This is a genomic window from Clostridium sp. 1001271st1 H5 (assembly GCF_005845215.1).
GTDB lineage: Bacteria > Bacillota > Clostridia > Lachnospirales > Lachnospiraceae > Enterocloster.
Map to the genome: position 1 here is coordinate 286,896 of NZ_SPHO01000002.1, position 25,775 is coordinate 312,670.

General features: G+C 49.5%; 20 protein-coding genes. 11 read left to right on the forward strand and 9 right to left on the reverse strand.

Translation table 11 applies throughout. From position 1 onward, the window contains the following. Window positions 1-34 precede the first annotated feature (34 nt). The 7 genes from FGS84_RS04560 to FGS84_RS04590 form a co-directional block, all read right to left on the reverse strand. Window positions 35-1,045 (reverse strand): LacI family DNA-binding transcriptional regulator, encoded by a 1,011-nt coding sequence (locus FGS84_RS04560; protein WP_138306491.1) that lies wholly within the window; start codon window positions 1,043-1,045, stop codon window positions 35-37. A 98-nt stretch (window positions 1,046-1,143) separates the two neighbouring features. After that, a complete protein-coding gene (locus FGS84_RS04565; RefSeq protein ID WP_138306492.1) occupies window positions 1,144-2,436 on the reverse strand; it encodes a TRAP transporter large permease in 1,293 nt (430 codons plus the stop codon). Window positions 2,437-2,461: 25 nt separating this feature from the next. Further along, window positions 2,462-2,959, reverse strand: a complete 498-nt coding sequence (locus FGS84_RS04570) for a TRAP transporter small permease (protein WP_171042537.1) — start codon at window positions 2,957-2,959, stop codon at window positions 2,462-2,464. Between the two features lie 72 nt (window positions 2,960-3,031). Next, window positions 3,032-4,138, reverse strand: coding sequence for a TRAP transporter substrate-binding protein DctP (dctP, locus tag FGS84_RS04575; protein WP_171042538.1), 1,107 nt, complete (start codon window positions 4,136-4,138; stop codon window positions 3,032-3,034). Window positions 4,139-4,195: 57 nt separating this feature from the next. After that, the gene (locus FGS84_RS04580) at window positions 4,196-5,563 is read right to left on the reverse strand and encodes an FAD-dependent oxidoreductase (protein ID WP_138306495.1); all 1,368 of its coding nucleotides are present in this window, start codon (window positions 5,561-5,563) and stop codon (window positions 4,196-4,198) included. A 37-nt stretch (window positions 5,564-5,600) separates the two neighbouring features. Further along, window positions 5,601-6,512, reverse strand: coding sequence for a dihydrodipicolinate synthase family protein (locus FGS84_RS04585; RefSeq protein ID WP_138306496.1), 912 nt, complete (start codon window positions 6,510-6,512; stop codon window positions 5,601-5,603). A 448-nt stretch (window positions 6,513-6,960) separates the two neighbouring features. Then, entirely contained in the window at window positions 6,961-8,853 is a 1,893-nt protein-coding gene (locus FGS84_RS04590; RefSeq protein WP_138306497.1) for a FeoB small GTPase domain-containing protein, read from the reverse strand. Between the two features lie 185 nt (window positions 8,854-9,038). Between FGS84_RS04590 and FGS84_RS04595 the strand changes: the two genes are divergently transcribed. The 6 genes from FGS84_RS04595 to FGS84_RS04620 all read left to right on the forward strand — a co-directional run bounded on the left by FGS84_RS04595 (window position 9,039) and on the right by FGS84_RS04620 (window position 17,048). Continuing rightward, a complete protein-coding gene (locus tag FGS84_RS04595) occupies window positions 9,039-9,434 on the forward strand; it encodes a DUF6483 family protein (protein ID WP_138306498.1) in 396 nt (131 codons plus the stop codon). A gap of 73 nt (window positions 9,435-9,507) precedes the next feature. Next, window positions 9,508-11,505 carry a helicase-related protein gene (locus FGS84_RS04600; RefSeq protein ID WP_138306499.1) on the forward strand — a complete coding sequence of 666 codons (1,998 nt, stop codon included), beginning with the start codon at window positions 9,508-9,510 and terminating at the stop codon, window positions 11,503-11,505. A gap of 28 nt (window positions 11,506-11,533) precedes the next feature. After that, the gene (uraA, locus tag FGS84_RS04605) at window positions 11,534-12,787 is read left to right on the forward strand and encodes a uracil permease (protein ID WP_138306500.1); all 1,254 of its coding nucleotides are present in this window, start codon (window positions 11,534-11,536) and stop codon (window positions 12,785-12,787) included. A 498-nt stretch (window positions 12,788-13,285) separates the two neighbouring features. Next, complete coding sequence (gene iorA, locus FGS84_RS04610; RefSeq protein ID WP_138306501.1) at window positions 13,286-15,151, forward strand: indolepyruvate ferredoxin oxidoreductase subunit alpha; 1,866 nt, start codon at window positions 13,286-13,288, stop codon at window positions 15,149-15,151. 54 nt (window positions 15,152-15,205) lie between these two features. After that, window positions 15,206-15,799, forward strand: a complete 594-nt coding sequence (locus FGS84_RS04615) for an indolepyruvate oxidoreductase subunit beta (RefSeq protein WP_138306502.1) — start codon at window positions 15,206-15,208, stop codon at window positions 15,797-15,799. 16 nt (window positions 15,800-15,815) lie between these two features. Beyond that, entirely contained in the window at window positions 15,816-17,048 is a 1,233-nt protein-coding gene (locus FGS84_RS04620; protein ID WP_138306503.1) for a phenylacetate--CoA ligase, read from the forward strand. A 13-nt stretch (window positions 17,049-17,061) separates the two neighbouring features. On the opposite strand, the gene FGS84_RS04625 is transcribed toward FGS84_RS04620, so the two are convergent. Continuing rightward, the gene (locus tag FGS84_RS04625; RefSeq protein WP_138306504.1) at window positions 17,062-17,301 is read right to left on the reverse strand and encodes a FeoA family protein; all 240 of its coding nucleotides are present in this window, start codon (window positions 17,299-17,301) and stop codon (window positions 17,062-17,064) included. Window positions 17,302-17,433: 132 nt separating this feature from the next. Between FGS84_RS04625 and FGS84_RS04630 the strand changes: the two genes are divergently transcribed. Beyond that, entirely contained in the window at window positions 17,434-17,784 is a 351-nt protein-coding gene (locus FGS84_RS04630; protein WP_138306505.1) for a hypothetical protein, read from the forward strand. An 81-nt stretch (window positions 17,785-17,865) separates the two neighbouring features. Here the strand turns inward: FGS84_RS04630 and sfsA are convergent, their stop codons facing one another. Next, window positions 17,866-18,612, reverse strand: coding sequence for a DNA/RNA nuclease SfsA (sfsA, locus tag FGS84_RS04635; protein WP_138306506.1), 747 nt, complete (start codon window positions 18,610-18,612; stop codon window positions 17,866-17,868). 205 nt (window positions 18,613-18,817) lie between these two features. Between sfsA and thrC the strand changes: the two genes are divergently transcribed. From thrC to FGS84_RS04655, 4 genes are all read left to right on the forward strand, one after another. Then, complete coding sequence (gene thrC, locus FGS84_RS04640; protein ID WP_138306507.1) at window positions 18,818-20,314, forward strand: threonine synthase; 1,497 nt, start codon at window positions 18,818-18,820, stop codon at window positions 20,312-20,314. Between the two features lie 90 nt (window positions 20,315-20,404). Beyond that, window positions 20,405-21,268: a class II fructose-1,6-bisphosphate aldolase gene (gene fba / locus FGS84_RS04645; protein ID WP_138306508.1), complete on the forward strand. Its 864-nt coding sequence runs from the start codon at window positions 20,405-20,407 to the stop codon at window positions 21,266-21,268. A 271-nt stretch (window positions 21,269-21,539) separates the two neighbouring features. After that, window positions 21,540-23,654 carry a glutamine synthetase III gene (locus FGS84_RS04650; protein ID WP_138306509.1) on the forward strand — a complete coding sequence of 705 codons (2,115 nt, stop codon included), beginning with the start codon at window positions 21,540-21,542 and terminating at the stop codon, window positions 23,652-23,654. Window positions 23,655-23,900: 246 nt separating this feature from the next. Beyond that, a complete protein-coding gene (locus tag FGS84_RS04655) occupies window positions 23,901-25,772 on the forward strand; it encodes a sugar phosphate nucleotidyltransferase (RefSeq protein WP_138306510.1) in 1,872 nt (623 codons plus the stop codon). The last annotated feature ends 3 nt before the right edge of the window (window positions 25,773-25,775 follow it).

Genomic DNA, 25,775 nt, shown 5'->3' on the forward strand with positions numbered 1-25,775 from the left:
CGGGGCAGGGCCATGTTCCGGGGAAGGGCTTGAATCAGGGGGACTGTCTAGCTGGTTGGCTTACAGATGCATTGTTGATAAGTTCGGAAGGAATGGTTATCTGACGTGGTTCCAGGGTTTGGTCAAATGATTCCTGTATGGCTTCGACCAAAAGCTGTCCAAGGAGATCATGCATATCTTCAAGATAGGTAAGCCGGGGTTCAATCAATTTGCCGGATGAGAAATCGCCAAATGATATGAGGGATAACTGACCAGGGATGACTATGTCGTGTTCCTTACAGTACAAAAGAACACCGGCAGCAAGAACCGCACTGCCAACAATAACTGCAGAGGGCGGCTCCTTTTCTCTCAACAATTCATCCATGACGGAATAACCGTATTCTTCCGAAAAAGAGCCAAAATAGTAGCTGATAGAATTGGGATTTATCTCCTTTTCATATACAAAATCCATGATGCCCATATACCGGTCATAGTTGGTTGACAATTGTCGGGGACCTGATATAAATGCTATTTTTCTGTGCTCCATTTGATACAGATATTCCAGAGCATGGTAGATGGCCTTCCGTTTGTCAACGTAATAGGTAGGGAATAAATGGTCTTTGGAACGTCGGTCAAAGAAAATAACGGATATTCCCTGTTCCTGGAGTTGCGCCAGATAATCTTCATTTTCTCCGGTAGAACAGATGAGTATGACATCGGCCTGCTTTTCCACCATGAACTGGATACCCTGTTTTTCAGTTGCCGGATTATCATACGTATTAACAAACAGAACCAGGTGTCCCTTGCTTCTGAAGGTTTTTTCGATTTGTTTAATAATTTTTTCGAAAAATGGAACAGAAAAATCAGACATAATGACGCCAATTGTCCGAAAGGTTCTTTTTTTCATGGAGCGTGCTACTGCGTTTGGCTGATAATTTAATTCCTCAATTGCCTTTTGTACGGCAGTCTTGTATTCTTCACCTACGTTATCTACATTGTTCATGACCCTTGAGACGGTAGCAATCGATACTCCGGCCTGCAATGCAACATCTTTTATGGTAACCATATGATACCTCTGTCATTTCCTGAAACATAATTACTTACATTTTAATATAATCTGTTTGAAGCGTCAAGAAATACCAAAACTGGATAAAAACGGATATACTATTTAACCAAACCTGCCATTCTGGGTAAAAGTGTGGTTAAGGGCGGAATATAAGAAACCATCAGTAAAACAGCAATTTCAGCAAGAATAAAAGGAAGAATCTTTTTTGCACCCTGCCATAAGGTGATTTTACCGATTCCACATCCGATGAATAGACATACGCCAACAGGAGGGGTGGCGTTTCCAATTACGGCATTCATACACATAATCAAGCCAAACTGTACAGGATGAATTCCAAGGGAGCCGGCAATTGGAGCCAGGATAGGGGCCAGTAGAATGATAGTGGCACTACCTTCCATAAACATACCCATGAAGAGAAGAAGTATATTAACAAATATGAGAAACAGGATAGGTGTATTCAGATATGTAATGACGAATTCGGCCAGACTTTGCTGAATACGAAGGTAGGCAAATATCCTGCTTAGTATCATGGCATTACCCATGATGAACAAAACCCCTGCTGTTGTCTTGGCTGTCTTTAAAAGCATGGAGGGAATGGCTTTAAAAATTCTGCCTCTTGTTATAAAGGTGCCTACAATTAAAGAATAAAAAGCAGATACTGCGCCGGCTTCGGTTGGGGTGAATATACCAGATAGTATACCACCCAATATGATGAGAGGCATTCCCAGAGGAAATATGGCTCCCAAAGAGATTTCTAATGCCTCCTGACGGGAGAATTTTTCTGTCCTGCGTGGAAAGTCATGTGTCTTGGACATGCAGGACACCACAGCCATTAGGCTGAGACCTACCAATATTCCGGGTATGATGCCTCCCATAAACATGGCTCCGATGGAGGTATTAACAGTTGCGCCATATACAACCATAACAATGGATGGGGGTATAATAGGCCCGATGACAGATGAAGAGGCAGTGACAGCTACGGAAAAGTCGGGGTCATATCCTTCTTCAACCATGGCAGGTATCAGCATGCCACCTATGGAGGAGGTGTCGGCTACTGCGGAACCGGTAATACCGCCGAAAAACATACTGGCCAGTATATTGACCTGGGCAAGACTGGCTTTCATTCTTCCTATTATCAAGGTTGAAAAGCGGACGAGCCTTTTAGTGATTCCGCCATAATTCATCAGCTCACCTGCAAAGACAAAAAAGGGAATGGCCAGGATGGTAAAAGAGTTCATACCTCCAAAGAGTCCCTGGGGAACTACGTTTAAAGGGTTGCTGCCTATCATGAATACACCTGCAATACTAACGCAGGCAAACGCGAAGCAGATAGGTATTCCTAAAAAAATCAGGATAAACATTAGGGCAATTAATATAATGGTTGGAAGCATTTGTTTCCCTCCTTTGCAGATGCATTCATTCGCTGTAGTTCTGCGTATCCCAGCAGAGCTTATGGTTTTTAATACGGGTAACAAAGAACACAATTTGTTCAAAAAGCATGAATATAAGGCTAATCGTCATAGAGCCATAGGGAATACCCATGGATATACGGTTCATTGGAGATTTGACATCCATGTTGCCGATTGCGAATTTGGCAGAGCAGAAAATATAAAAGGCAAGTATACAGATAATCAGAATCTGGATAGGAATATAAAGGAATTTCTGCCTTTTGGGAGACATTTTTAGGACAATAGCATCCAGACAAATATTTTCGTTGTCCCGTATGGTGGCAGCTGAACCCATCATTCCCAGGAATACAACCAGATAACCGATGAATTCGTCGCTTCCCATAATGCTGGTAGAAAAGCTGTACCTAAGGACTACACCAACCAGGACCATAACAATAATATATATCAGACACAGGACTAACAGGATATTTTCCAGTTTATGTATAATGGAAATCAGATGTTTCAAGTATACCCCTCCTTTGGGAAATAAGGAAGACTGCCGCATGGTGTGACAGTCTTCCGCTTTATATGCATTGTGTTATTCGCCGCGGATAGCGCTGCGCGCCGCAATCATGGCATCATAGAGTTCCTGCGCGTCTGCCGGAGTGGTATTGAGAGAAAAGTAATAATCCTTAATAGGTTCAGTAGCTTGTATGAAGGAGTTTTTATCTACATCAACAAAGGTCACGCCATTTTCTTTTAACACATCAATGGACTTTTGGTTGTATTCCGGGAACCACTGGTAGATGGACTCTTCGTTTTCGATTCCTGCCTGGATGACTGCTTTTTGTAAATCTTCCGGCAGATTATTATAAAATTGGGCGCTCATATACTGAATTCCTGGAATGCGGAATTGTTCAGTATAGGAGTATGTATTGGCAACTTCAAACAGCATATTGTCGGCGCACAAAGCTTCATTTTGTTCCAATGCGTCAATGGTGCCTTGCTGCATTGCTGTGTAGACCTCGCTCCAGCCAAGGCTTATGGCACTGAATCCCATAAGTTCCATGGTCTTGGCCAGGATGGGGTCGTTCATGACTCTTATTTTTATACCCTTAGCATCAGCGGGTGTCCGTACGGCCTTGTTTGCAAATACATTCCGGCTGCCGAAATCCGCAAATGTAATGATTTTAAAGCCGGCTGCCGTTGTATCGGAATCTAGCATAGTAAATACATCATCGCTTCTCACAACATCCAACATCTCCCTGGAATCATTGTACATATAGGGGAAAGAGAAGACGGACCAGCGTCCATTGTAACCGGACATATCAGAGGCAGAAGCATCACACATTTCCAGTTCTCCGGTGCGGACACTCTCCAGATTTGCGGCTTTGTCACCTAATTGGGCATCTGGATACATTTCAACTGTAATACGTCCGTCAGACAGGGCCTCCACTCTCTCCTTGAAACCTTCAGCGATTTTTCCTACCTGTGAATTCTGAGGGGAGGTGAATGCGTAGCGTATGGTATATTCGGGGCTGCTGCTTGCTGCTTCTGTTGTCTGTGCTGTGGGATTGGAATCTGTTTTTGACTCGGATGTACCGGAAGGGACAGGTGCATCCTGGGATTTAGTACTGCAGGCAGTGGATGACAGTATAATAGCCAAAATCATTATTAAGGATAATAACTTCTTGTTTTTTTTCATGATAATTCTCCCTTTCATTTGTTTTTGATTAACAGCTTATCAATTAATCGGAATAAATCAGTCAGAAAAATAGATTCCCTGTTCCTTCATGATGGTACGCAAAACATCATTGGGAATTGCACGTATTTCTATATCATGGGAGGCTGCATAGGAGGCGGCGATTCCGGCACATTGGCCAAGGGTCATACAGTTGGTCATACTGCGGGTAGAACCGCAGGCATCTGAATCAACACTTATGTTTCGACCGGCAACAATGATGCCATCAATATCCAACGGTACCATGCAGCGCAATGGAATATCATAAGAAGTACCGGGTGCCATCCGTCTGAATTCGATATTTTTACCATCGGGTGTGTGATAACCAAGAGGAGACTGATAACTGCATACTGCGTCTGGAAAACGTGTGGCATTCATCAGAATGTCGGCCGTCAATCGCACTTCTCCTATGACCTTGCGGCTTTCACGTACACCTAGTGCTGGGGCGGTGGCTGCCAGATATGCGTGTTCGAAACCGGGAACATATTTTTGAAATAATGGCAGTACGTCGAAGATACGTTTACGGCTGATATCCTCACCTTTGGTAAGCGCTGATGCATCAGTTCCATCCAGGGCCGTGACCCCTGTCATGTTTAATATGATTTCTCCTGGATTAGGGGTAGTATAGAACAGTATGAACCAATCACGGAGATATTCCTGTTCCGGCTCTAATACAGCTTCGGCCAGTTCTTCGTGGAGTCTGAATCCGTAGAACCCTGCATGAGGTAGTCCGCCCAGATAACGTTCACCCTTTTGGAGTTCAGGATGCTGATTGTAATACTGAATAAGTCTTTCAGTGTCCACATTAGCCAGTTTTGCCAGCAAACTGGCCGGGTGCTGCGCTTCTTTCGACATTATGTCGCAATGAGAACCGGTATAATATAACAGGTCCGCATCTCCCGTGCAATCAATGAATTGTTTGGCAAAGACTGCCTGCCGACCAGACTTATTTTCGATTATGATGCCTTTTATCTTGTTGCCGTCCATTATGGCCTTTGTTACCATGGTCAGATAAAGGGCATCCAGGTTCTTCTCCTCTTCGTACATTTTTGTGATAATATATTTTGCACGTTCACTATCATAGAGGATATAGGCATCCTTATCATAATTCGGGGTTTCAACGCCTCCTATTTCCTCTATCTTTTTGAAGTACTCATAGGGAATACCGCCAACACACCGTGTAACCTGGTTACTACAAGTCCATGATGTGTTCATGAAACCGGTAAACTGCCCTCCGAGACTGCCAAGACGCTCCACCACAAGGGTTCTGGCGCCTGTTCTGGCAGCGCCGATGCCGGCAATCATTCCGGCTGTGCCTCCGCCTGCTACAACCACATCGTATTCTCCGAATATAGGGAGTTTCTGTGCTGCCTCTGCATATGTTTTCATAGATTTCCTCCGTTCTTATATGTTAAAAATTTTGGGTTCAAAGGATAGGGGAAGGGAGGCCGGCTTCTAAGCAGAATGCCTTCAAATTGAGATTAAGCTGCCGGCGTTCCCTGGAATCTAAATCCATTTGGGGACTTCTCATGTGGCCTGCCTGGATTCCTCTGAATTCCAGCCCGCTTTTGAAATATGCCATATTGCTTCCGCATTTAAGGATATCGCAAATTCTACGGCAGTGCTTCTGCCATTTTTGCATTGTTTCCAAATCCTTGTTTTTGTAAGCTTCATATACATTTACAAATGGTTCAGGAAATACGCCAGCCACACCAGATACGGTTCCATCGCATCCTAAAGCCAGGAAACTGGAGAAAAGACGGTCACATCCATGAAGGACGGAAAAATCCTTGTCTATATCCAAATATTCGGCGGTTCGGTTGAAATCGGTGTAACTGTATTTGATTCCGATTATGTTCGGGCATTGTCTGCGGATATTTGACGCAATATTTGCTGTCAAATCATTGGCTGAGCATTGCGGGATATTATACAGATAAATTGGGAAATCTTCAGGGAGATTCCGGGCTATAGTAAGATAATAATTTTCTATTTCTATGGGTGTACAGCCCAGAAAAAGGGGAGTGATGATTCCGACCCCGTCTGCTCCGGCAGAATAAGCGTGCTTTGCCAGGTTCAGGGTATCTGGTATGCTGTCGGCTCCAACATGAATGAATACAGTTACACGGCCGCGGTTGGCTTCGATAACTGTTTCTGCAATGGTCTTCCGTTCTTTTACTGAAAGGCGTGACATTTCCCCTGTGGTACCGCAGGGGTATAATGCATTTACTCCTTTTTTGACCAGTATGTCTGTCAGCTGACTCATAGACAGCGGGTCAAAGATTCCCCGCTCGTCCATAGGGGTTATCATTGCAACTGTAACTCCTTTAAGTTTTTTCATGATTGTGTTCATTCCTCCTCCTAACAATATTTGTTTCGTAGCACGGTGATAAATCGTTTTCTTGCACGCATTATATATAATATAATAATAAATGTGAGAAAAATTCATTATTATAGAGCAAAAATCTATTTTGACGTTTGGAAATATTGATAAATCGTTTTCTTTAATTGAAGTATATAACGTATTCGCAGAATAGTCAAGATGAAAATATACAAAAATGACAATAAAAGGGGAGGGGATTATTAAAAATAAGGATATAATTACTAGTATAATTAGAGAAGAGCTGCGTAAATACTAGGATTCAAAACCAGAATGCGATATAGGATAGAAGATAAAACGATTACCGAGATGGTATAACAAAGATTCTCCGGCCATTTTAAATATGCTAAAATGACCGATATTTTAAAACCATATATATTTTGGGACGTATCCGATGAAAAGACCTATATCATATTCCAAGAACTGCCATTCCTAGTGCAGTAGCAGCGCACAATATGATTATGAAGATTGTGGGAACCAATATAACTTCAGTCGCCTTTCCCAGGGGCTTTGTCTGCCGGTATATATGCAGACAAGCGGAAATACTTGACCAATGTAATAAGGAGAACAGGAAGGTGCATAATACCGTCCGAAATGTCCAACTGTGTAAAACCAGCATATTGTGTAGCTCCTGTGTGCCCTGGATGGAGGGTGAGGGACCCGTTTGAATGTAGGTCATGAACAGAACCGGGATGGAGAACCAGTGATTGGTCAATCCAGCCAGAAAAGCGGCCAGTATGGTTCCGTCTAAACCTATGGCTTGGGCAGGGGGTGTCAGAAAGTTTACTGCCGCAGACAAAAGACTGATAGTATGTTGTCCCGGCGATATGAAAGTCAGCCAGCCGGCCTCAGGGCCTGTGTATGCCAGATTGCCTAGCAGCCATAATATGATGCCAGCCGGAACAGCCGCAAGAACAGCATTATTTAATAATGGAAGCGTGCAGCATGCAGTGGAACGGAAAATGGACTTAAACACCCCGGCTGGTTTGCGCGGACCAGATATTTCAGGAGATACACAAAGGGATTGCCTGAATAAACCTGCATGGGGATGGGAAATGGCAATGGCTGCTGCTGCGCCTGACAATGTACAGCAGAACAAACGCAATATCATGAATGGCTGAGGCAGGGGAATGGGAGATGGCCATTTTAACGGCAGCAGGTCAGGCGTTATGGCTGCGATTGCCAGAATGAGGACATGCGTGGCCAGGGTGGATGCATATCTATCATATCCGGGAGCCGGTTTCGCGTCATACTCGATACCTTTGGCAGTCCCATAGGCTGCCCTGACCCGAGGAAAATAACCTGCATTTTCCAACAGGCCCAGCATCGGGAAGAAGAGGCTGAAGGGCGGAAGTGTCGCCAGTATGACCCAGCATGCAGATTGAAATGCCCCATGCACAATACATCCAGTAAACCATACTGGCATTTCCAGACAGGTAGACCAGGCAGCCAAATTGGCTTCGGCATAGGAAAGAACTGGCCATAGATGGTCCATAAACCATCCTGTCCAGAGGGATGTAATCCAAAATACAAATGCCAGTAATACGGCTAAGACGGTAAGACTGTTTTTTTGAACTGCACTGCTGCGGCTTTCATTGAAAGAACAAGTATCTGGCGGCTGTATCAAAATACATTCCCTGGCCAGTTTAGCTGGTGAAAAGTCGAGACAGTTATAAAGGAATTCTGTTTTATGTCGTGGTTGGACTGAATAGTGGAATGCAGCTTTTAGGTCATCCATCTGTTCGTGTCCGAAACCATGAAGAGGAACGATGGGGATTTGAAGCACATCATGAAGGAGGGATATATCTATAGAAACACCATTCTGTTCTGCCACATCGCAGTAACTTAGACAGAGAACAACTGGAATCTGCCTGTCTTTTACCTGGTCCAGACTTATGATTTCCTTCAGAAGATGCAAAAGGCGCTCCAACTGTAAGGCGTGGCCGGTAACGGCAATAATGTCTGATTTGCCGGAACAGATATACTCGGCTGTGTATCCGGCCTCCTTCATAGGGGAGTATAAGGAGAGAATATCGGGAAATTCTATGGCACCATACTTATAACTGGCGTACAGAAAGCTTCCGTTAGGAAACGGTGAGCCGGTATTTGCCGTGTTTTTTAAGAACCATTTTCCGGCGGTAAGGTTTCTGAATACGATGTCTTTTCCCGCCTGGGGATTTCCTGTAAAAGCGATGATAAAATGTGGGTGTTCCATCCAGTCACTCCTGAAATATAAAATCTGCCTAGGGGCGGGCAGATTGGGTCTTAGGATAGCGTATGTGCCGTAAAACCTTTGGTGCATGGCAGCCAGGTCCCTATCTGCTGCTGGTTCATCATTGTGGCAACAGACTGCTTGACGGAGGAAAGGTTATCAACTATACTAAGTTTAAATGTGCAAAAAACAGAAACCTTCAGGGAATCAGCGGATATATGCCGGAGTTGGGGCAGGGTTTCCGGACATAAACTAAATTCAGGAGATGAAGCGATATGGGATATCAGGACGATTACGTTATGAGGACAATCAGCGATTTGGTGAGGGCCATTGCCAGGCTGGTTCTTGGTAAGAACGACATTGATTATGACCTTCCGGAGGATGAGGACAAGTACACGGAGCTTGACCGGGTATACAGAAGGCTTAAGGACCTGGTGGATGAGGGGAACATCAATGATGCGGAGAACCTTCTTACCGATGAGCTGGATACGGACAGTCTGGATTGTCTGGAGATGGCCCTTACATTTTATATGTACCTTAACCAGCTGAATGATGAGGAACTCTACACCGCCAATTATTCACGGGAAGAAATCGTGGATGGAATCAACAGTGTGTGCGCAGAATATGGTATATCGGGATTTGAGCATTTTGTAGACACAACCATGGTATAATGTGCTGCCAGACGGATATGGAATCATATGCGTCTGGCTGCTTTTGCGAATATTTGGAAGAAAGAGGAAAACCATGGAGATAAAAAAGGAGTGCGAGCAGTATCTGGCGGAATATTACCAGGACCTGTTTTTTGGAAATGCAAACAAACGCTACCGGGCCATGACAGGCGCCGAACTCAGGAAACGCCTGATGCGGTTGACCGAGGCCAACCTGAAGCCGCTGGTGAAGTCCAATGAACTCAGTGATGTCCACGCCATGCTGTCAAAGGTATGCGCCTATCTCATGCGCAAGGAGGGGCATCTGACAGGGCCTGCCCTGGAGCAGTGGGAGTCCAGCTGCCGCCAGATGAATGAATTCTGTGAGGCTCTGGCAAGAAAGGACCTGGAATACGTCAACGGCCTGTCCCTTGAGGATTTGGAGCAGGTGCTTAGGATGCAGGGAATCCGCCGTTACCTTCTGACAAATTCACTGGAGAGGGCGTATCAGTTGTTTTATATTCCCAAAACCATTAAGCGGGGAATCCTGGAGTCCGTGAAACAGAAGCCGGAGCAGGAATATCCGGGAGCCAGGGAGATGAAGCGCAAATTCATTCTTCATGTGGGTCCCACCAACAGCGGAAAGACCCATGACGCCCTGGAACGGCTGAAGGAGTGCAGGCACGGTGCTTACTTCGGCCCCTTAAGGCTGCTGGCCCTGGAGGTCTATGACAAGCTCAATACAGAGGGCCTGTCCTGTTCCATGGTCACGGGCGAGGAGACATTGGAGGTGCCGGGAGCTGTCTGCCAGTCCTGCACCGTGGAGATGTTAAATGACCATGAATATTTCGATATTGTGGTGGTGGATGAATGCCAGATGATAGCCGACCCCTACCGCGGGCATAACTGGACCAGGGCAGTGCTGGGGCTCAGGGCAGAGGAAATCCACCTGTGCATGGCCCCGGAGGCAGAGGATATTGTGGTGCAGATGATTAAGCGGTGCGGCGACCAGTACAGGGTTGTGCGCCACAAGAGAAATACCCGCCTTACCATGGAGAAAAAGCCATATAATTTGAAGCGTGATTTAAAAAAGGGAGACGCCCTTATTGTGTTCTCCAAGAAATCAGTGCTGGCCCTGGCAGCCCATCTGGAGAACCAGGGCGTCCACTGCAGCGTTATATACGGAAGCCTGCCCCCTGCCACCCGCCGTGAGCAGGTGCGCAGGTTCCTGGCCAGGGAGACGGAGGTGGTGGTCAGCACCGACGCCATCGGCATGGGATTAAACCTGCCCATACGCAGAATCGTGTTCGTGGAAACGCGCAAGTTTGACGGGGTCAACAAGCGGACCCTGAACCCGGAGGAGATAAAGCAGATTGCGGGGCGGGCCGGAAGATACGGTCTTTATGACGAGGGATTCGTGGCTGCCATCGACGAGGCAGAGGTCATTGAGGACGGGCTCTCCAGGATGCCCATGCCTATTATGAAGGCATATGTGGGATTTCCGGAGCAGCTCCTTAACCTGCCTGCTGAGATTGATACCCTGGTTAAGATATGGGCCGGCATGGATACGCCTTCCATCTATGAGAAGATGGAGGTGGACGAGCTGCTGGCTCTGTATATGAGTTTTGAGCATGTACACCGGGATGATATGGGGGAATTCACCCGGCAGGAAATATATAAGCTCATTACCTGCTCCATTGACATAGACAATAAGATGGTTATGGACCTGTGGAAGGATTACTGCAGGGAGTACCGGGATGTGGCGGAACTGGAATTCCCTTACAGTCCCGGAGATGACCTGTATGATTTGGAGAGCTACTATAAGATGCTGGACCTTTATTTCCAGTTTTCCAGAAAGGTGGGTCTTCCTGTACAGGCTGAAAACCTGGCTGAGGAGAGGCGCAGGACAGAGGAGGAAATCAGCCGCATTTTAAAGACAGAATGTGCCAGCTACACCCGCAAATGTTCAGCCTGCGGCAAGGAGCTGTCATGGGATTACCCGTTCTCTGTCTGCGAACGGTGTTTTGAGAGGGGTAAGATAAGCCGGGGGCACGGCCGTCCAGGCCGGAGGCCCATGGCAGGAAACAGAGTGTGAAACAAGTGAACAACAAAGGAGGAAGACAATGGAAAATCAACGTATCATTCAAGTAGAGGACAAGGTACCCTTTAACCTGCTGGTGCCTCTCAGCATCCAGCACATGTTCGCCATGTTCGGCGCATCCATCCTGGTGCCGTTCATATTCGGCATAAACCCGGCTGTGGTGCTGTTTATGAACGGCGTGGGCACCCTGCTCTTTATCGGAGTGACAAAGGGGAAGGCACCTGCCTACCTTGGCTCCAGCTTTGCTTTTTTGGCCCCGGCAGGCGTGGTCATCAGTAATTTCGGTTATGAATATGCCCTGGGAGGGTTCGTGGCAGTGGGATTCTGCGGATGCATCCTGGCGTTCATTGTGTATAAATTCGGGACAGAGTGGATTGACGTGGTCCTCCCTCCGGCAGCCATGGGCCCGGTGGTGGCGCTCATCGGACTGGAACTCTCCGGTTCGGCGGCCAGCAATGCAGGGCTTCTGGACGAGGTGCTGGACCCCAGGAAGACAATCGTGTTTGTGCTTACCCTGGGAACCGCTGTATTCGGCTCCATTCTGTTCAGAAAGTTTTTCTCGGTCATTCCCATCCTCATAGCGGTTATTGTGGGCTATGCGTCGGCCCTGGCCTGCGGTATCGTGGATTTTGCCGAGGTGGCGGCGGCCCCCGTATTTGCCCTGCCCAATTTCAGCACACCTAAATTCAACCTGGAAGCCATCATGATTATCCTTCCTGTGCTTCTGGTCATTACTTCTGAGCACATAGGACATCAGGTGGTCACCAGCAAGATTGTGGGCAGGGACCTGTTGAAGGACCCCGGTCTTCACCGTTCCCTGTTCGGAGATAATTTCTCCACCATGATATCCGGTCTGATTGGCTCCGTGCCAACCACCACCTATGGGGAGAACATCGGCGTCATGGCAATCACCCGCGTATACAGCGTGCGCGTGATTGCGGGAGCAGCCGTGCTGTCCATTGTGTGCTCCTTTATCGGCAAGTTCTCCACCCTTATCAGCACCATACCGGGTCCTGTCATCGGCGGCATTTCCTTCCTGCTCTACGGTATGATTGGAACCTCGGGCCTGCGCATCCTGGTGGATTCCAGGGTTGATTACGGAAATTCCAGAAATCTGGCCCTGACTTCCGTCATATTTGTCACGGGCTTGTCGGGAATCGCCGTGAAGTTCGGCAATGTGCAGCTCACCGGAATGGTGCTGGCCTGTGTGGTCGGCATGATTCTGAGTCTGGTATTCTATATTCTGGATTACTTTAAGCTGACCAATGACCAGTAGATGACCGGTGTGGTTCTGCAGATGTTTCAGGCTAAAAAATGTTTGACATCTGATGGAAAACTTGTATAATATCTAGTATGCTGAATCTTTGCCGGCAGCCAGGCTGCCGGGATATTCTGAGCTGTCGTATGCTTGGAATGAGGATTGCAATTAATAAACCGATGAGGCGGAAATCAAACCGTAGAGGGCGTTTACAGAGAGCAGGGGATGGTGGAATCCCTGTAACAGGCCGGCCGGCAAATGGACCGCTGAGGGAAAGGGGAAAGGCCGTCAGCTGACAGCTTACGCGCCGAGTATCTGGACCGCAGGCCTGCGTTAAGGGCAGAGCATGTACAGTACCGGATGTACGGTGCATGTTTGAGAGAGCAGTAAAAGTTAAGGTGGTACCGCAGGCATTTTGGGATTCAGGCCTGTCCTTTCTTGAAAGGACAGGCCTTTTTGCATATAATGGTATCAAATCACATCTCAGACAAAACGCAGTTGGGAAGGAGAATGGGAATGTCCAAATCATTTTTAATGGGTAATGAGGCTATCGGCCTGGGAGCGGTCCGGGCAGGCGTACAGGTGGTTTCCGGTTATCCGGGAACGCCGTCCACAGAGGTACTGGAAACGGTTGCCAAGCATAATCCCGGAGATATCTATGTAGAGTGGTCTGTCAATGAAAAGGCAGGTATGGAGGTGGCGGCCGCCGCAGCCTATACCGGAGCCAGGACCATGGTTACCATGAAGCAGGTGGGGCTCAACGTGGCCTCAGACCCTCTGATGAGCCTGGCTTACGTGGGGGTAAAGGGAGGCATGGTGGTTGTTGTGGCTGACGACCCGGGTCCCATATCGTCTCAGACAGAGCAGGACACACGCCGGTTCGGCCAGTTTTCCAAGCTGCCGGTATTTGACCCCAGTTCGCCGGAAGAGGCATATGAGATGATAAAGGATGCCTTTGAATATTCTGAGAAATACCATACTCCGGTTTTGTTCCGCCCCACCACAAGACTCTGCCACGGATGTGCCAGCGTGGAGCTTAAGGAGAGGATTAAGCTTCCGGCGCCTGAGGGATTTGTAAAGGACTCCGGCAAATGGGTTATTTTCCCCAGGCTGTCCCATGCAAACCACAGGATGATAGAGGCCCGGAATCCCATTATAGGGGAGGATTTTTCGGGTTACAGATTCAACCTGTTACATAGGGAAGAGGGGAATACGGTCAGAGGCATCATCACCCATGGCATCAGCTATGAGTTTGTCATGGAAGCCCTGAACGGATACAAGGGAGCAAGAGTGCTCAAGGTATCCACCCCCAATCCCATGCCGGAGCGTCTGCTTCTGGAGTTTGCAGAAGGGCTGGATGAGGTGATGGCCGTGGAGGAGCTGGACCCTGTACTGGAACAGGAGATGCTTCTTCTCAGCGGCAGACACCATCTGCCTCTGGAAGTCAAGGGCAAGCTCACCGGGGAGGTCCAGCCGGCCGGTGAGAATTCCGTGGAGTCTGTCAGAAAGGTTCTGGAGGAGTATCTGGGAGAACCGTATGTTCAGTACCTGAAGGAACTGGAGGGCTGCCCGGTCCGGCCGGATAACTCCCTGCCCGTACCGCCGCTTCCTGTCCGTCCGCCGGTCCTGTGCGCTGGATGTCCCCACCGGGCATCCTTCTACGCGGTAAAGCGGGCCATGGAGAAGCTGAACGAGGGCCTGGAGGAAGGCGGGGAGCCGGCAGAGGGAGTTTACTGCGGCGATATCGGGTGCTATACCCTGGGGAACGCAAAGCCTCTGGATATGGTGGACACCTGTCTGTGTATGGGGGCCGGGATTACCATGGCCCAGGGGATGCAGCGCGTGGAGCCTGATAAACGGTATTTTTCCTTTGTGGGGGATTCCACCTTTTTTGCCTCCGGCCTGACAGGCATTGTCAATGCGGTATACAATGAGGCCAGTCTGACCCTGTGTATTCTGGACAACTCCACCACGGCCATGACAGGACACCAGCCCCATCCGGGTACAGGCCATACAATGATGGGCAATGTAGTGGATAAGGTGGACATAACAAAGGTGCTGGAGGGCATTGGCGTGAAGCATATTGTCACCGTGGATGCCCTGGATTTAAATGCATGTGTGGACGCTGTGCTTAAGCTGTCCGCCATGAAGGGCGTGAAAGCAGTCATCTTCAAGTCTCCCTGCGCAGCCATCATAAAGAGCTCCCGCAAATGCAGGATTGTGGAGGACAGCTGCGTGAACTGCAGGACCTGCATTAATGAGATTGGATGTCCGGCGCTGGTGCTGGACGGGGATATGGTGCGCATCGACAGCGGCCTGTGTACCGGATGCGGCCTTTGCAGCCAGATTTGTTCTGTGAATGCCATTGAAACGGTTAAATAGTCCTGTTCCTGACAAAGGGGACCCGGAAGATGCTTGGAGAGCGAGGTAATTAAGATGACAAAAAATGTATTATTGTGCGGAGTGGGCGGCCAGGGCACTGTCCTTGCATCACGCCTCATAGCTCTGGCAGCCATGGAAAAGGGAATGGAAGCCAGGGGAGCTGAGACCATAGGCATGGCCCAGAGAGGCGGGAGCGTGGTGAGCCATGTGCGCATCGGCGGGGAGATATATTCTCCGCTGATACCACACTGCGGGGCTGATGTGCTCATTGGCTTTGAACCGGCGGAGGCTGTACGGTGTCTGCCGTACCTGAAAAAAGACGGCTGCGTGGTGGTATCCCCGGCCCCCATACGGCCGGTGACAGCCTCCCTGACCGGAGGAGCCTACACGGGCCGGGAGATGATGGAATATCTGGAGCGCGCTGCAGAGAATCTGGTGGTGGTGGATGCGGCATCCATCGGCAGGGAGTGCGGTTCCTCCAAGGTGATGAATGTGGCCCTGCTGGGAGCAGCCATTGCCAGCGGACTGATAGGCATTTCCCTGGAGGAGATGGAGGCAGCCATTGAAAAGAGGGTGCCAAAGAAGTTTAAGGACATGAATATGAAGGCCCTGAAGCTGGGCGCAGAAGCCAGCGCCATGAAAAGATAAACGGAGGATTAACCAGATGAAGATGAAAGAATCCCAGTTCCTTCTCATTAAGGAACAGCTCAAGAAACTGACGGCCAAGGAGTGCTTTTATAAACATAAGCTGGAAGGCGTCAATGTGAATCAGATACAGTCCCAGGAGGACTTTGAAAAGCTTCCTTTTACCTGGAAGGGTGATTTAAGGGAAGCATATCCGCTGGGACTGATGGCTGCTCCGGAGGAGGAAATTGTGCGCATCCATTCTTCCTCAGGTACCACGGGAACGCCGGTTATCATCCCTTATACCCAGAAGGATGTGGATGACTGGGCGCTGATGTTTGCGCGCTGCTATGAGATGGCGGGCATCACCAATCTGGACCGTATCCAGATTACGCCGGGATACGGACTGTGGACAGCCGGAATCGGTTTCCAGCTGGGAGCCGAGCGCCTGGGCGCCATGACCGTTCCCATGGGGCCGGGCAACACGGATAAACAGCTGCGCATGATGATGGATATGAAGTCCACGGTTCTGTGCGCCACTTCCTCCTACGCTCTTTTGCTGGCCGAGGAGATTGCCAAGAGAGGGATTGGGGAGCGCATCCATCTGAGGAAGGGCGTTATTGGTTCCGAGCGCTGGGGCGAGAAGATGAGGAACAGGATAGCGTCAGAGCTGGGAGTGGACCTGTTTGACATCTATGGCCTTACGGAAGTATACGGGCCGGGAATTGCCATTAACTGCGAGAAGCAGGGAGCCATGCACTACTGGGATGATTATATTTACATCGAGATAGTGGACCCAAAGACAGGCGAGGTGCTGCCTGACGGGGAGGTGGGGGAAATCGTCATCACCACCCTGAAAAAGGAGGGTGCGCCCCTGATTCGCTACCGCACCCATGACCTGTCCAGAATCGTGCCGGGGGATTGTCCCTGCGGTTCCCCTTATCCGAGAATCGGAACCCTGATTGGACGCACCGACGATATGGTCAAGGTCAAGGGCGTAAACATATTCCCAAGCCAGATAGAGGAATTGTTAAGCTCCATAGAAGGTGCTTCCAGCGAATACCAGGTCATGGTGGACCATCTGATGGGCAAGGATGTGCTGACCCTTTTCGTGGAGACAAATCCCTCAATCAACAAATATGCACTGGAAATCGAAATCCAGAATCAGTTCAAGGGGCGGATTGGCCTGACTCCGGTGGTAAAGCTGGTGGAACTGGGCGAGCTTCCAAGAAGCGAAAAGAAGTCCACCCGCGTATTTGACAACCGGTATTAAGGCGGATTGTTTTTCAAATCCGTTCCAGAGGCCGCACCAGTACCTCCCTGGCATTCTGGGGTCTGAGGGCAATGACCGTGCCCTGTATCTGGTAGGCGGACATGCGGTCCCGGCGGCCCTTCATGACACAGGTTACCTGGGCCGCTGCGGTAAATCCCAGCTCTTCCAGCCGCAGGGACATGGGCGGTTCGCTGATGACCCAGACGATTTCCGCCCGTTCTCCCGGATTCAGTTCATGTAGGGGATAGACCATAGTGAATCACCGTTCAGGGTTGTTATGATATTATATGCAAAGTACGTATCTATGGGAATAAAACAGGGTTGTCACACTTTTGGCCCGGCCCCGTATAATAAAGTACAACCTAGATGAAAGGAGATTAACACTATGAATTATAATGATTGTAATGGTTGGAATGGATATGCAGGAACGTATGAGGGAACTTATTATGCAGGGGACGCAGGATTCGCCAGAACGGCAGCTGCCAGCGGGAACTGCGCCGCCGCAGCGACGGCAGCCGGGTCAGGCAGCGGCTCCGGCCGGAACTGCGATTTATACTGGCAGGGATATATGGCGGGATTCTATGCCAACAACAACTGCAATCAGTCTGCTGAGGCAAGGACGGCTGCCCAGGCGGCAGGCAGGACTGCTGCTGCTTCAAACTGCCGCTGCTCCTGTAATAATTGCTGCAATTGGAACAATTGCAATTCCTGCAATTCCTGCAGCCTGCGGTTATAATAATTAAAATAAATGCTGAAACAGCCAGGGCCTCCCTTGTGGAGGCCCTGGCCTGAATTGCCTGAAGCGTATCGTATTGCCCTAATCCAGCATAACCCTTACCGGCAAATCCACAGCCATGGTATCAGGGGTAATGAGACAGTCGTATGCCAGCACATGGACGCCGGCCTTATGAGCCTGTCTGAGCGCCTCCCCGAAGGCCGGATGGGTGATATCATTGGGGGTAAAACCCTGAACACCTTTCATCTGGATGACAAACAGGACATAGGCTTCATAACCCTCTTCACGGGCCCTTATAAGGCCTTTCAGGTGCTTGATGCCCCGTTCCGTGGGCGCATCAGGAAACATGGCCAGGCCATGTTCCTCCAGGGTTACGCCCTTGACTTCCATAAAGGCCGGTGATACAGCGTCTGTTTCCCGGTGCCTAAGGGAGAAGGCCAGGTCAAACCGGGAGTCTCCATGGGTGACTTCCCGCCGTATGTCAAAGGGTACATAAGAACCAGGAGGCAGGCAGGACGTTTCCGGGGGCCGGTTTTCCCCCAGTGCGGTAAGCCATTCCCAGGCAGCCTTGTTGGGGGCCTGGGAATCCATGTTGATGAGCAGTTCCCCTTTATACACGCCAATCAGGTCATACTCCGTCTTTCTGCCTGCAAGGGCGGCGCCCGGATGGAATTCCAGTATGACCGTGGCTCCCGCAAGCAGAAGCTCCCTGCACCGTCCGGTGTTTTTTACATGGCAGACAACCCTCCTGCCCCCTGTTTCCACATGGGCGATGAAGCGGTTGGGCCGGCTTATGAAGGTTCCCGTAACAATATGTTCATAGGTCATGATGATGTCCCTCCCGGGTGTATTGGGCCGTCTCTGGATACGGCGGCGGGTAAGGACCCGGCAGTATCAGGACAGGCTGTATCAGTATACCAGATAAAGGACGGAAAAGGAAGGTATCCGTGTTTACAGTTGCGTCTGACCGGGAAATATGTTAATATTTTGGTAACATTACGAATTGAGAAATGGTAAAGCGAGGAAAAAGAGTATGGGATTAACCTATCAGAGTACAAGAGGCGGTGAAAAGGAAGTGACGGCTTCCATGGCCATCTTACAGGGCCTTGCAAAGGACGGCGGCCTGTTTATGCCGTCCGGTATTCCGGAACTGGATGTACCCCTTGAGAAGCTGGCATCCATGACATACCAGGAAACGGCGTATGAGGTCATGAAGCTGTTTCTGACAGATTATACGCAGGAGGAGCTTAAGAGCTGTATTGCCAGGGCTTATGACAGCAAGTTTGATACAGAAGAGATTGCGCCCCTTGCAAAGGCTGACGGAGCATATTACCTTGAGCTGTATCACGGAAGCACCATTGCATTTAAGGACATGGCTCTGTCCATCCTGCCGCATCTCATGACCACAGCTGCTAAGAAAAACAATGTGGACCGGGAAATCGTGATTCTCACAGCCACATCCGGGGATACGGGCAAAGCGGCCATGGCCGGGTTTGCAGATGTGCCCGGTACCCGTATCATTGTATTCTATCCCAAGGACGGAGTCAGCAAGGTCCAGGAGCTGCAGATGCGTACCCAGAAAGGGGACAACACCTCTGTGGTGGCCATCCACGGCAATTTTGACGATGCCCAGACCGGCGTGAAAAAAATCTTTGGGGACAAGGCCCTGGAGGCAGAGCTTGCAGGGAAAGGTTTCCAGTTTTCCTCGGCAAACTCCATTAACATCGGCCGTCTGGTTCCGCAGATTGTATACTATGTATATGCTTATGCCAAACTGTTAGAGGCGGGAGAGATAGAAAAGGGCGAAAAAATCAATGTGGTGGTGCCCACCGGCAATTTCGGCAACATCCTTGCAGCCTATTTTGCCAAACGCATGGGACTTCCTGTGAAGACGCTGGTATGCGCTTCCAATGACAACAAAGTCCTCTACGACTTTTTCACCACGGGAACCTATGACAGGAGGAGGGAGTTCATACTCACCAATTCACCGTCCATGGATATCCTTATTTCCAGCAACCTGGAGCGCCTTATCTACCTGAGCGCAGGATGCGACGCCCTTGCGAATAAAAGCCTGATGCAGAGACTTTCTGAGGAAGGAAGATATGAGGTGACGCCTGAGATGCGGGCCTTTATGTCCGATTTTGCGGGAGGTTTTGCCACCCAGGAGCAGAATGCTGTCACCATCAGGAAGCTGTTTGATGACACGGGCTATCTCATCGACACCCACACAGGCGTTGCAGCCACTGTGTACGGAAATTACAGGAAAGAAAGCGGGGATGACACAAAGACCGTCATAGCATCCACGGCCAGCCCCTATAAATTCTCCCACAGCGTAATGGAAGCCATTGCAGGCAGAGAGGGACTGGAAGGCAGGGATGAGTTTGAAATTGTGGATGCCCTCAGCGCCCTGTCCGGCGTGGCTGTTCCCCAGGCAGTGGAGGAAATCCGCCATGCAGCCATCCGCCACAGCAGGGAATGCGGCGCGGATGATATGAAGGCCGAGGTAAAGGACATCCTGGGCATCAGCTGATTAAATGAAAAACATCTTCCTTTTTGTTCGCGTATGCGATATAATGGGTGAGATAGTTAATAAAATAACAAAGTTATAAGGAGGTATAATATGTTAGTTTCAGCAAAAGACATGCTTGAGAAAGCAAGGGAAGGCAAGTACGCAGTTGGCCAGTTCAACATCAACAACCTGGAGTGGACAAAGTCCGTACTGCTGACAGCAGAAGAACTGAAATCTCCGGTTATCCTGGGCGTATCCGAGGGCGCAGGAAAGTATATGACAGGATTTAAGACAGTTGCTGCCATGGTTGAAGCCATGATGGAAGAACTGAACATCACGGTTCCGGTTGCCCTGCATCTGGACCATGGTACTTACGATGGCTGCTATAAATGTATCAAAGCAGGATTTTCCTCCATCATGTTTGATGGTTCCCATTATCCGATTGAGGAGAACATCGAGAAGACAAAGGAGCTGGTTAAGGTAGCACATGCCATGGGCCTGTCTCTGGAGGCAGAGGTTGGCTCCATCGGCGGCGAGGAAGACGGCGTGGTAGGCTTAGGCGAGTGCGCTGACCCTCAGGAGTGTAAGGCTATCGCTGACCTGGGAATTGATTTCCTGGCAGCAGGTATCGGCAATATCCACGGTAAATATCCTGAGAACTGGCCAGGTCTGCGTTTCGACGTATTAGAGCAGGTAAAGGCAGCTGTAGGAGATATGCCCCTGGTTCTTCACGGCGGCACAGGTATCCCTGAGGATATGATTCAGAAGGCCATCAGCCTGGGCGTTGCCAAAATCAATGTAAACACAGAGTGCCAGCTGTCCTTTGCAGCAGCCACCAGGGAATACATTGAGGCAGGCAAGGACCAGAAGGGCAAGGGCTTTGACCCAAGAAAGCTTCTGGCTCCGGGCGCTGATGCAATCAGGGCAACGGTTAAGGAAAAGATGGAGCTGTTTGGTTCCGTTGGCAAGGCATAATATCCGGTATACCGGCTTATTTATAACTCACAGTGTTATATTCGACATCAGTTATTAATATAACTTAATAATCCTTATTAGAATAAAAATGTGTTTTTATTTAAAAACCACTTGCAATTTCAGTGGAAATGGTTTATTTTAATAAAGAACAAAGGTGTTCTCTCTCAAAGGGAGAGCACCTTTTTATTATATATCCGCGCGGACTTAATATAATTACGTGAAAAGAAGGATTTTGGAAAAGGAAGATAAAAAAGAGAGGATGGAAAATTCTATGAGCGATGTATTGAATGTATCGGAGATGTTCGGTAAAAATGTATTCAATGACGCGGTGATGAGGGACCGTCTGCCAAAGAGCGTGTACAGGAAGTTAAAGAAGACCATCGAAGACGGGGCGGAGCTGGACCCCAGTATTGCAGATGTGGTTGCCCACGCCATGAAGGACTGGGCAATTGAGAGAGGGGCCACACACTATACCCACTGGTTCCAGCCTCTGACAGGAGTGACTGCGGAGAAGCATGATTCCTTTATCTCTGCTCCCTCCGACGGAAAGGTAATCATGGAATTTTCCGGCAAGGAGCTGATTAAGGGCGAGCCGGACGCATCTTCCTTCCCATCCGGCGGTCTGCGCGCCACCTTTGAGGCCAGAGGATATACGGTGTGGGATTGTACTTCTCCGGCCTTTCTGCGGGAAGACGCCATTGGCGTGACTTTGTGCATTCCGACCTCCTTCTGTTCCTATAAGGGAGAGGCCCTGGATAAGAAGACGCCTCTGCTGCGCTCCATGCAGGCGGTTAACGAGCAGGCGTTAAGGATACTCCGTCTCTTTGGAAACACCACGGCCAGGCGGGTGGCTCCGTCTGTTGGCGCTGAGCAGGAATACTTTCTGGTGGACAGGGAGAAATATTTACAGCGCAAGGACCTGATTTACACAGGCCGCACCTTATTCGGCGCAATGCCTCCCAAGGGGCAGGAGCTGGAGGACCATTACTTTGGCGCCATCCGTGAGAGAATCGGCTCTTACATGAACGATGTAAATAAAGAGCTGTGGAAATTAGGAGTGCCTGCCAAGACACAGCACAACGAGGTGGCTCCGGCCCAGCATGAGCTTGCGCCCATCTACGAGGGCGTGAACCAGGCGGTTGACCATAACCAGATTGTTATGGAGACGCTTAAGAAGGTGGCCGGGCGCCACGGCATGGCCTGCCTTCTGCATGAGAAGCCGTTTGCAGGCGTCAATGGCTCCGGTAAGCACGACAACTGGTCCCTGACAGCGGATGACGGCACCAATCTCCTGAATCCGGGCGACACGCCTCATGAAAACATCCAGTTTCTCCTGGTACTGGCATGTATCATCAAGGCAGTGGATATCCATGCAGACCTGCTCAGGGAATCCGCCTCTGACGTGGGAAATGACCACAGACTGGGAGCCAACGAAGCTCCTCCTGCCATCATATCCATTTTCCTGGGAGAGCAGCTTGAGGATGTAATCGACCAGCTGTGCAGCACCGGCGAGGCGACCCACTCCAAGCAGGGCGGCACCTTAAAGACCGGCGTTGACATTCTTCCTGACCTGGATAAGGATGCCACGGACAGGAACCGTACATCACCCTTTGCCTTTACCGGCAATAAATTTGAGTTCCGCATGGTGGGGTCCTCGGACTCCATTGCTTCTCCCAATACCGTGCTGAACACCATTGTGGCGGAAGGCTTTAAGGAAGCAGCCGACATGCTGGAGAAGGCAGAGGACTTTGATATGGCTGTACATGATTTCATCAAGGAAACCCTGGCCGCGCATAAGAGAATCATTTTCAATGGAAATGGATATTCAGACGAGTGGGTGGCGGAGGCTGAGAGGAGAGGACTTCCAAACATCCGCTCCATGGTGGAGGCAATCCCGGCCCTGACAACAGATAAGGCAGTGAAGCTCTTCGAGGCGTTCGGGGTATTCACAAGGGCTGAGCTGGAGTCCAGGTCCGAGGTGGAATATGAGAACTATTCCAAGGCCATTAATATTGAGGCCAGAACCATGTATGACATGGCCAGCAAGTCCATTATCCCCGCAGTCATCAAGTATACCACGCAGCTGGCCGCATCCATCGGCGCTGTAAAGGGCGTATGCCAGGAAGCGGATGTGAGCACCCAGACAGAGCTGCTCTTGGAGACTTCCAGGCTGCTTGCAGAGACAAAGACAGCTCTTGCCCGTCTCTTAGAGGCAACGGAAAAGGCTTCCGCCGCTGAAGGCGGCAAGGTCCAGGCCATTGCATTCCACAGAGAGGTAGTGCCTGCCATGGAGGCTCTCCGGGCTCCGGTGGATAGGCTGGAGATGATTGTGGATAAGGAACTGTGGCCGATGCCCAGTTATGGGGATTTGATATTTGAGGTGTAAGTCCGGAAAAACAGATATCAGGGTATCATAAAAATGGATATCAGGGTATCAAGTGATATCACAGATAAACGGAAAAGAGTCTGCCGGTCAATGGGCAGGCTTTTTTCGTATTCCGGATAGTTTTGGCTGGATGATATTTTCATTTACCGTTTACTTGCATTTTTTAAATTGTGTGATATAATGTTCATATATTTTTATAAAAAGATAAATTTGAACATAAACAGGCGGGGAAGCGAGGATTTCACAATGGACAGACATGGACTTGTATGCAGGGCAGTACTGGAGCAGCCGGATATCACCCAGAGGGAGCTGGCCGGAAAGCTGGATGTCTCCCTGGGCACGGCCAATGGCTTAATTAAGGAATGCCTGGCAAAGGGATATATAGGGGAGGAAAACAGCCCAAAGGGCAAGGCCAGGTGGCGGCTTATGCCGGAGGGGCAGAAGCTGTTAGACCCATATAAGGTGGACGGCGCCCTTATTATAGCAGCCGGATTTGGCTCCCGCTTTGTACCCCTGACCTTTGAGACACCCAAAGGGCTTCTTGAGGTCTTTGGGGAGCGTATGATAGAGCGCCAGATTAAGCAGCTTCACGAAGCGGGCATCAGGAACATAACCATAGCCGTGGGATATCTGAAGGAGAAATTCGAATACCTTATTGATAAATACGACGTGGAGCTTCTGTACAATCCTGAATATACCAGCAAGAATACCCTGACCACCATTTACCGGGCCAGGAAGGTGCTGGAAGGACGCAACATGTACGTCCTGTCGTCGGACAACTGGATGCGGGAGAACATGTACCACGCCTATGAGTGCGGGGCCTGGTACAGCTCGGTTTTCCAGAAGGGAGAAACAAAGGAGTGGTGCCTTTGCTTCAACAAGAAGGGAAGGATAACGGATGTAAAGGTAGGAGGGCGGGACCAGTGGGTCATGTACGGTCCGGCTTATTTTTCGCGGGAATTTTCCAGGCAGTTCCTGCCTGTGCTGGAAGCCTACTATAAGACTCCGGGAACAGAACAGTTTTATTGGGAACAGGTCTATGTGGATATGCTGGAGGGGGAGGCCAGGCGGCGGCTGGAGGAGGAAAACAGCGGATTGCTGGAAGCAGCCCAGGCAGCCAGTGGTCTGGCGGCATCCGTATGGGATGAGATAGAAATGGATGTGAACCGCCAGCCGGATGACCAGGTATATGAGTTTGAGAACCTGGAGGAGCTGCGTCTGTTCGACCCACGCTATCAGAATCATTCTGACAATGCAGCCATGAGGCTGGTTGCAGAGGTGTTTAAGGTGCCGGAATCCCATATTAAGGACATACGCTGCCTGAAGGCAGGCATGACCAATAAGTCATTTCTTTTTAAGGTGGAGGACCGTCACTGTATCTGCCGCATACCCGGGCCGGGAACCGGGCTTCTGATTAACAGGAAACAGGAAAAAACCGTCTATGATGCCATAGCCCCGCTGAAAATCACGGAGCATGTATTGTACATGAACGAAAAGACAGGTTATAAAATAGCAGATTACTATGAAGGAGCCAGAAATGCGGATTCAGCTGACTGGTCGGATATGGAAAAATGCATGTCCATGGTGCGCTTCCTTCACCAGTCAGGCATTACAGTGGCCCATTCCTTTGATATCCGGGAGAGAATCAGCTTTTATGAAAAGCTGTGCAGGAGCCACGGGGCCCTTTTGTTTGAAGACTATGAGGAAGTGAAGGGGTGGATGGACTGGCTCATGGATACCCTTGACAAGATGGAACGCCCAAAATGCCTGTGTCATATTGACGCAAATGTGGATAACTTCCTTTTTTTTGAAGACGGCAGTGTAAAACTACTGGATTGGGAGTATGCAGGCATGTGTGACCCTGTGATGGATGTATCTATGTGCGCTATTTATTCCTATTACAATGAGGAGGACATGGAACGGCTTTTCAGGATGTATCTTCAGAGGGAGCCCTCTGGGGACGAGCTGTTTGCCCTTTATGCCAATGCCGCCCTGGGAGGATTCCTGTGGTGTCTGTGGGCTGTGTACAAAAGCATTCTGGGGGATGAGTTCGGGGAATACACCATCATCATGTACCGGTATGCAAAAAAATATTATAGGAAATTACGGAAATTGTAATAA

What these genes read in the sequence shown, in the direction of transcription:
- FGS84_RS04560 (WP_138306491.1), bottom strand. Translation starts at nt 1,045, where the DNA reads ATGGTTACCATAAAAGATGTTGCATTGCAGGCCGGAGTATCGATTGCT.
- sfsA (WP_138306506.1), bottom strand. Translation starts at nt 18,612, where the DNA reads ATGACCTATGAACATATTGTTACGGGAACCTTCATAAGCCGGCCCAAC.
- thrC (WP_138306507.1), top strand. Translation starts at nt 18,818, where the DNA reads ATGGGATTAACCTATCAGAGTACAAGAGGCGGTGAAAAGGAAGTGACG.
- FGS84_RS04625 (WP_138306504.1), bottom strand. Translation starts at nt 17,301, where the DNA reads ATGGTCTATCCCCTACATGAACTGAATCCGGGAGAACGGGCGGAAATC.
- uraA (WP_138306500.1), top strand. Translation starts at nt 11,534, where the DNA reads ATGGAAAATCAACGTATCATTCAAGTAGAGGACAAGGTACCCTTTAAC.
- FGS84_RS04655 (WP_138306510.1), top strand. Translation starts at nt 23,901, where the DNA reads ATGGACAGACATGGACTTGTATGCAGGGCAGTACTGGAGCAGCCGGAT.
- FGS84_RS04620 (WP_138306503.1), top strand. Translation starts at nt 15,816, where the DNA reads ATGAAGATGAAAGAATCCCAGTTCCTTCTCATTAAGGAACAGCTCAAG.
- FGS84_RS04615 (WP_138306502.1), top strand. Translation starts at nt 15,206, where the DNA reads ATGACAAAAAATGTATTATTGTGCGGAGTGGGCGGCCAGGGCACTGTC.
- fba (WP_138306508.1), top strand. Translation starts at nt 20,405, where the DNA reads ATGTTAGTTTCAGCAAAAGACATGCTTGAGAAAGCAAGGGAAGGCAAG.
- FGS84_RS04600 (WP_138306499.1), top strand. Translation starts at nt 9,508, where the DNA reads ATGGAGATAAAAAAGGAGTGCGAGCAGTATCTGGCGGAATATTACCAG.
- FGS84_RS04650 (WP_138306509.1), top strand. Translation starts at nt 21,540, where the DNA reads ATGAGCGATGTATTGAATGTATCGGAGATGTTCGGTAAAAATGTATTC.
- iorA (WP_138306501.1), top strand. Translation starts at nt 13,286, where the DNA reads ATGTCCAAATCATTTTTAATGGGTAATGAGGCTATCGGCCTGGGAGCG.
- FGS84_RS04585 (WP_138306496.1), bottom strand. Translation starts at nt 6,512, where the DNA reads ATGAAAAAACTTAAAGGAGTTACAGTTGCAATGATAACCCCTATGGAC.
- FGS84_RS04595 (WP_138306498.1), top strand. Translation starts at nt 9,039, where the DNA reads ATGGGATATCAGGACGATTACGTTATGAGGACAATCAGCGATTTGGTG.
- FGS84_RS04580 (WP_138306495.1), bottom strand. Translation starts at nt 5,563, where the DNA reads ATGAAAACATATGCAGAGGCAGCACAGAAACTCCCTATATTCGGAGAA.
- FGS84_RS04565 (WP_138306492.1), bottom strand. Translation starts at nt 2,436, where the DNA reads ATGCTTCCAACCATTATATTAATTGCCCTAATGTTTATCCTGATTTTT.
- dctP (WP_171042538.1), bottom strand. Translation starts at nt 4,138, where the DNA reads ATGAAAAAAAACAAGAAGTTATTATCCTTAATAATGATTTTGGCTATT.
- FGS84_RS04630 (WP_138306505.1), top strand. Translation starts at nt 17,434, where the DNA reads ATGAATTATAATGATTGTAATGGTTGGAATGGATATGCAGGAACGTAT.
- FGS84_RS04590 (WP_138306497.1), bottom strand. Translation starts at nt 8,853, where the DNA reads ATGCACCAAAGGTTTTACGGCACATACGCTATCCTAAGACCCAATCTG.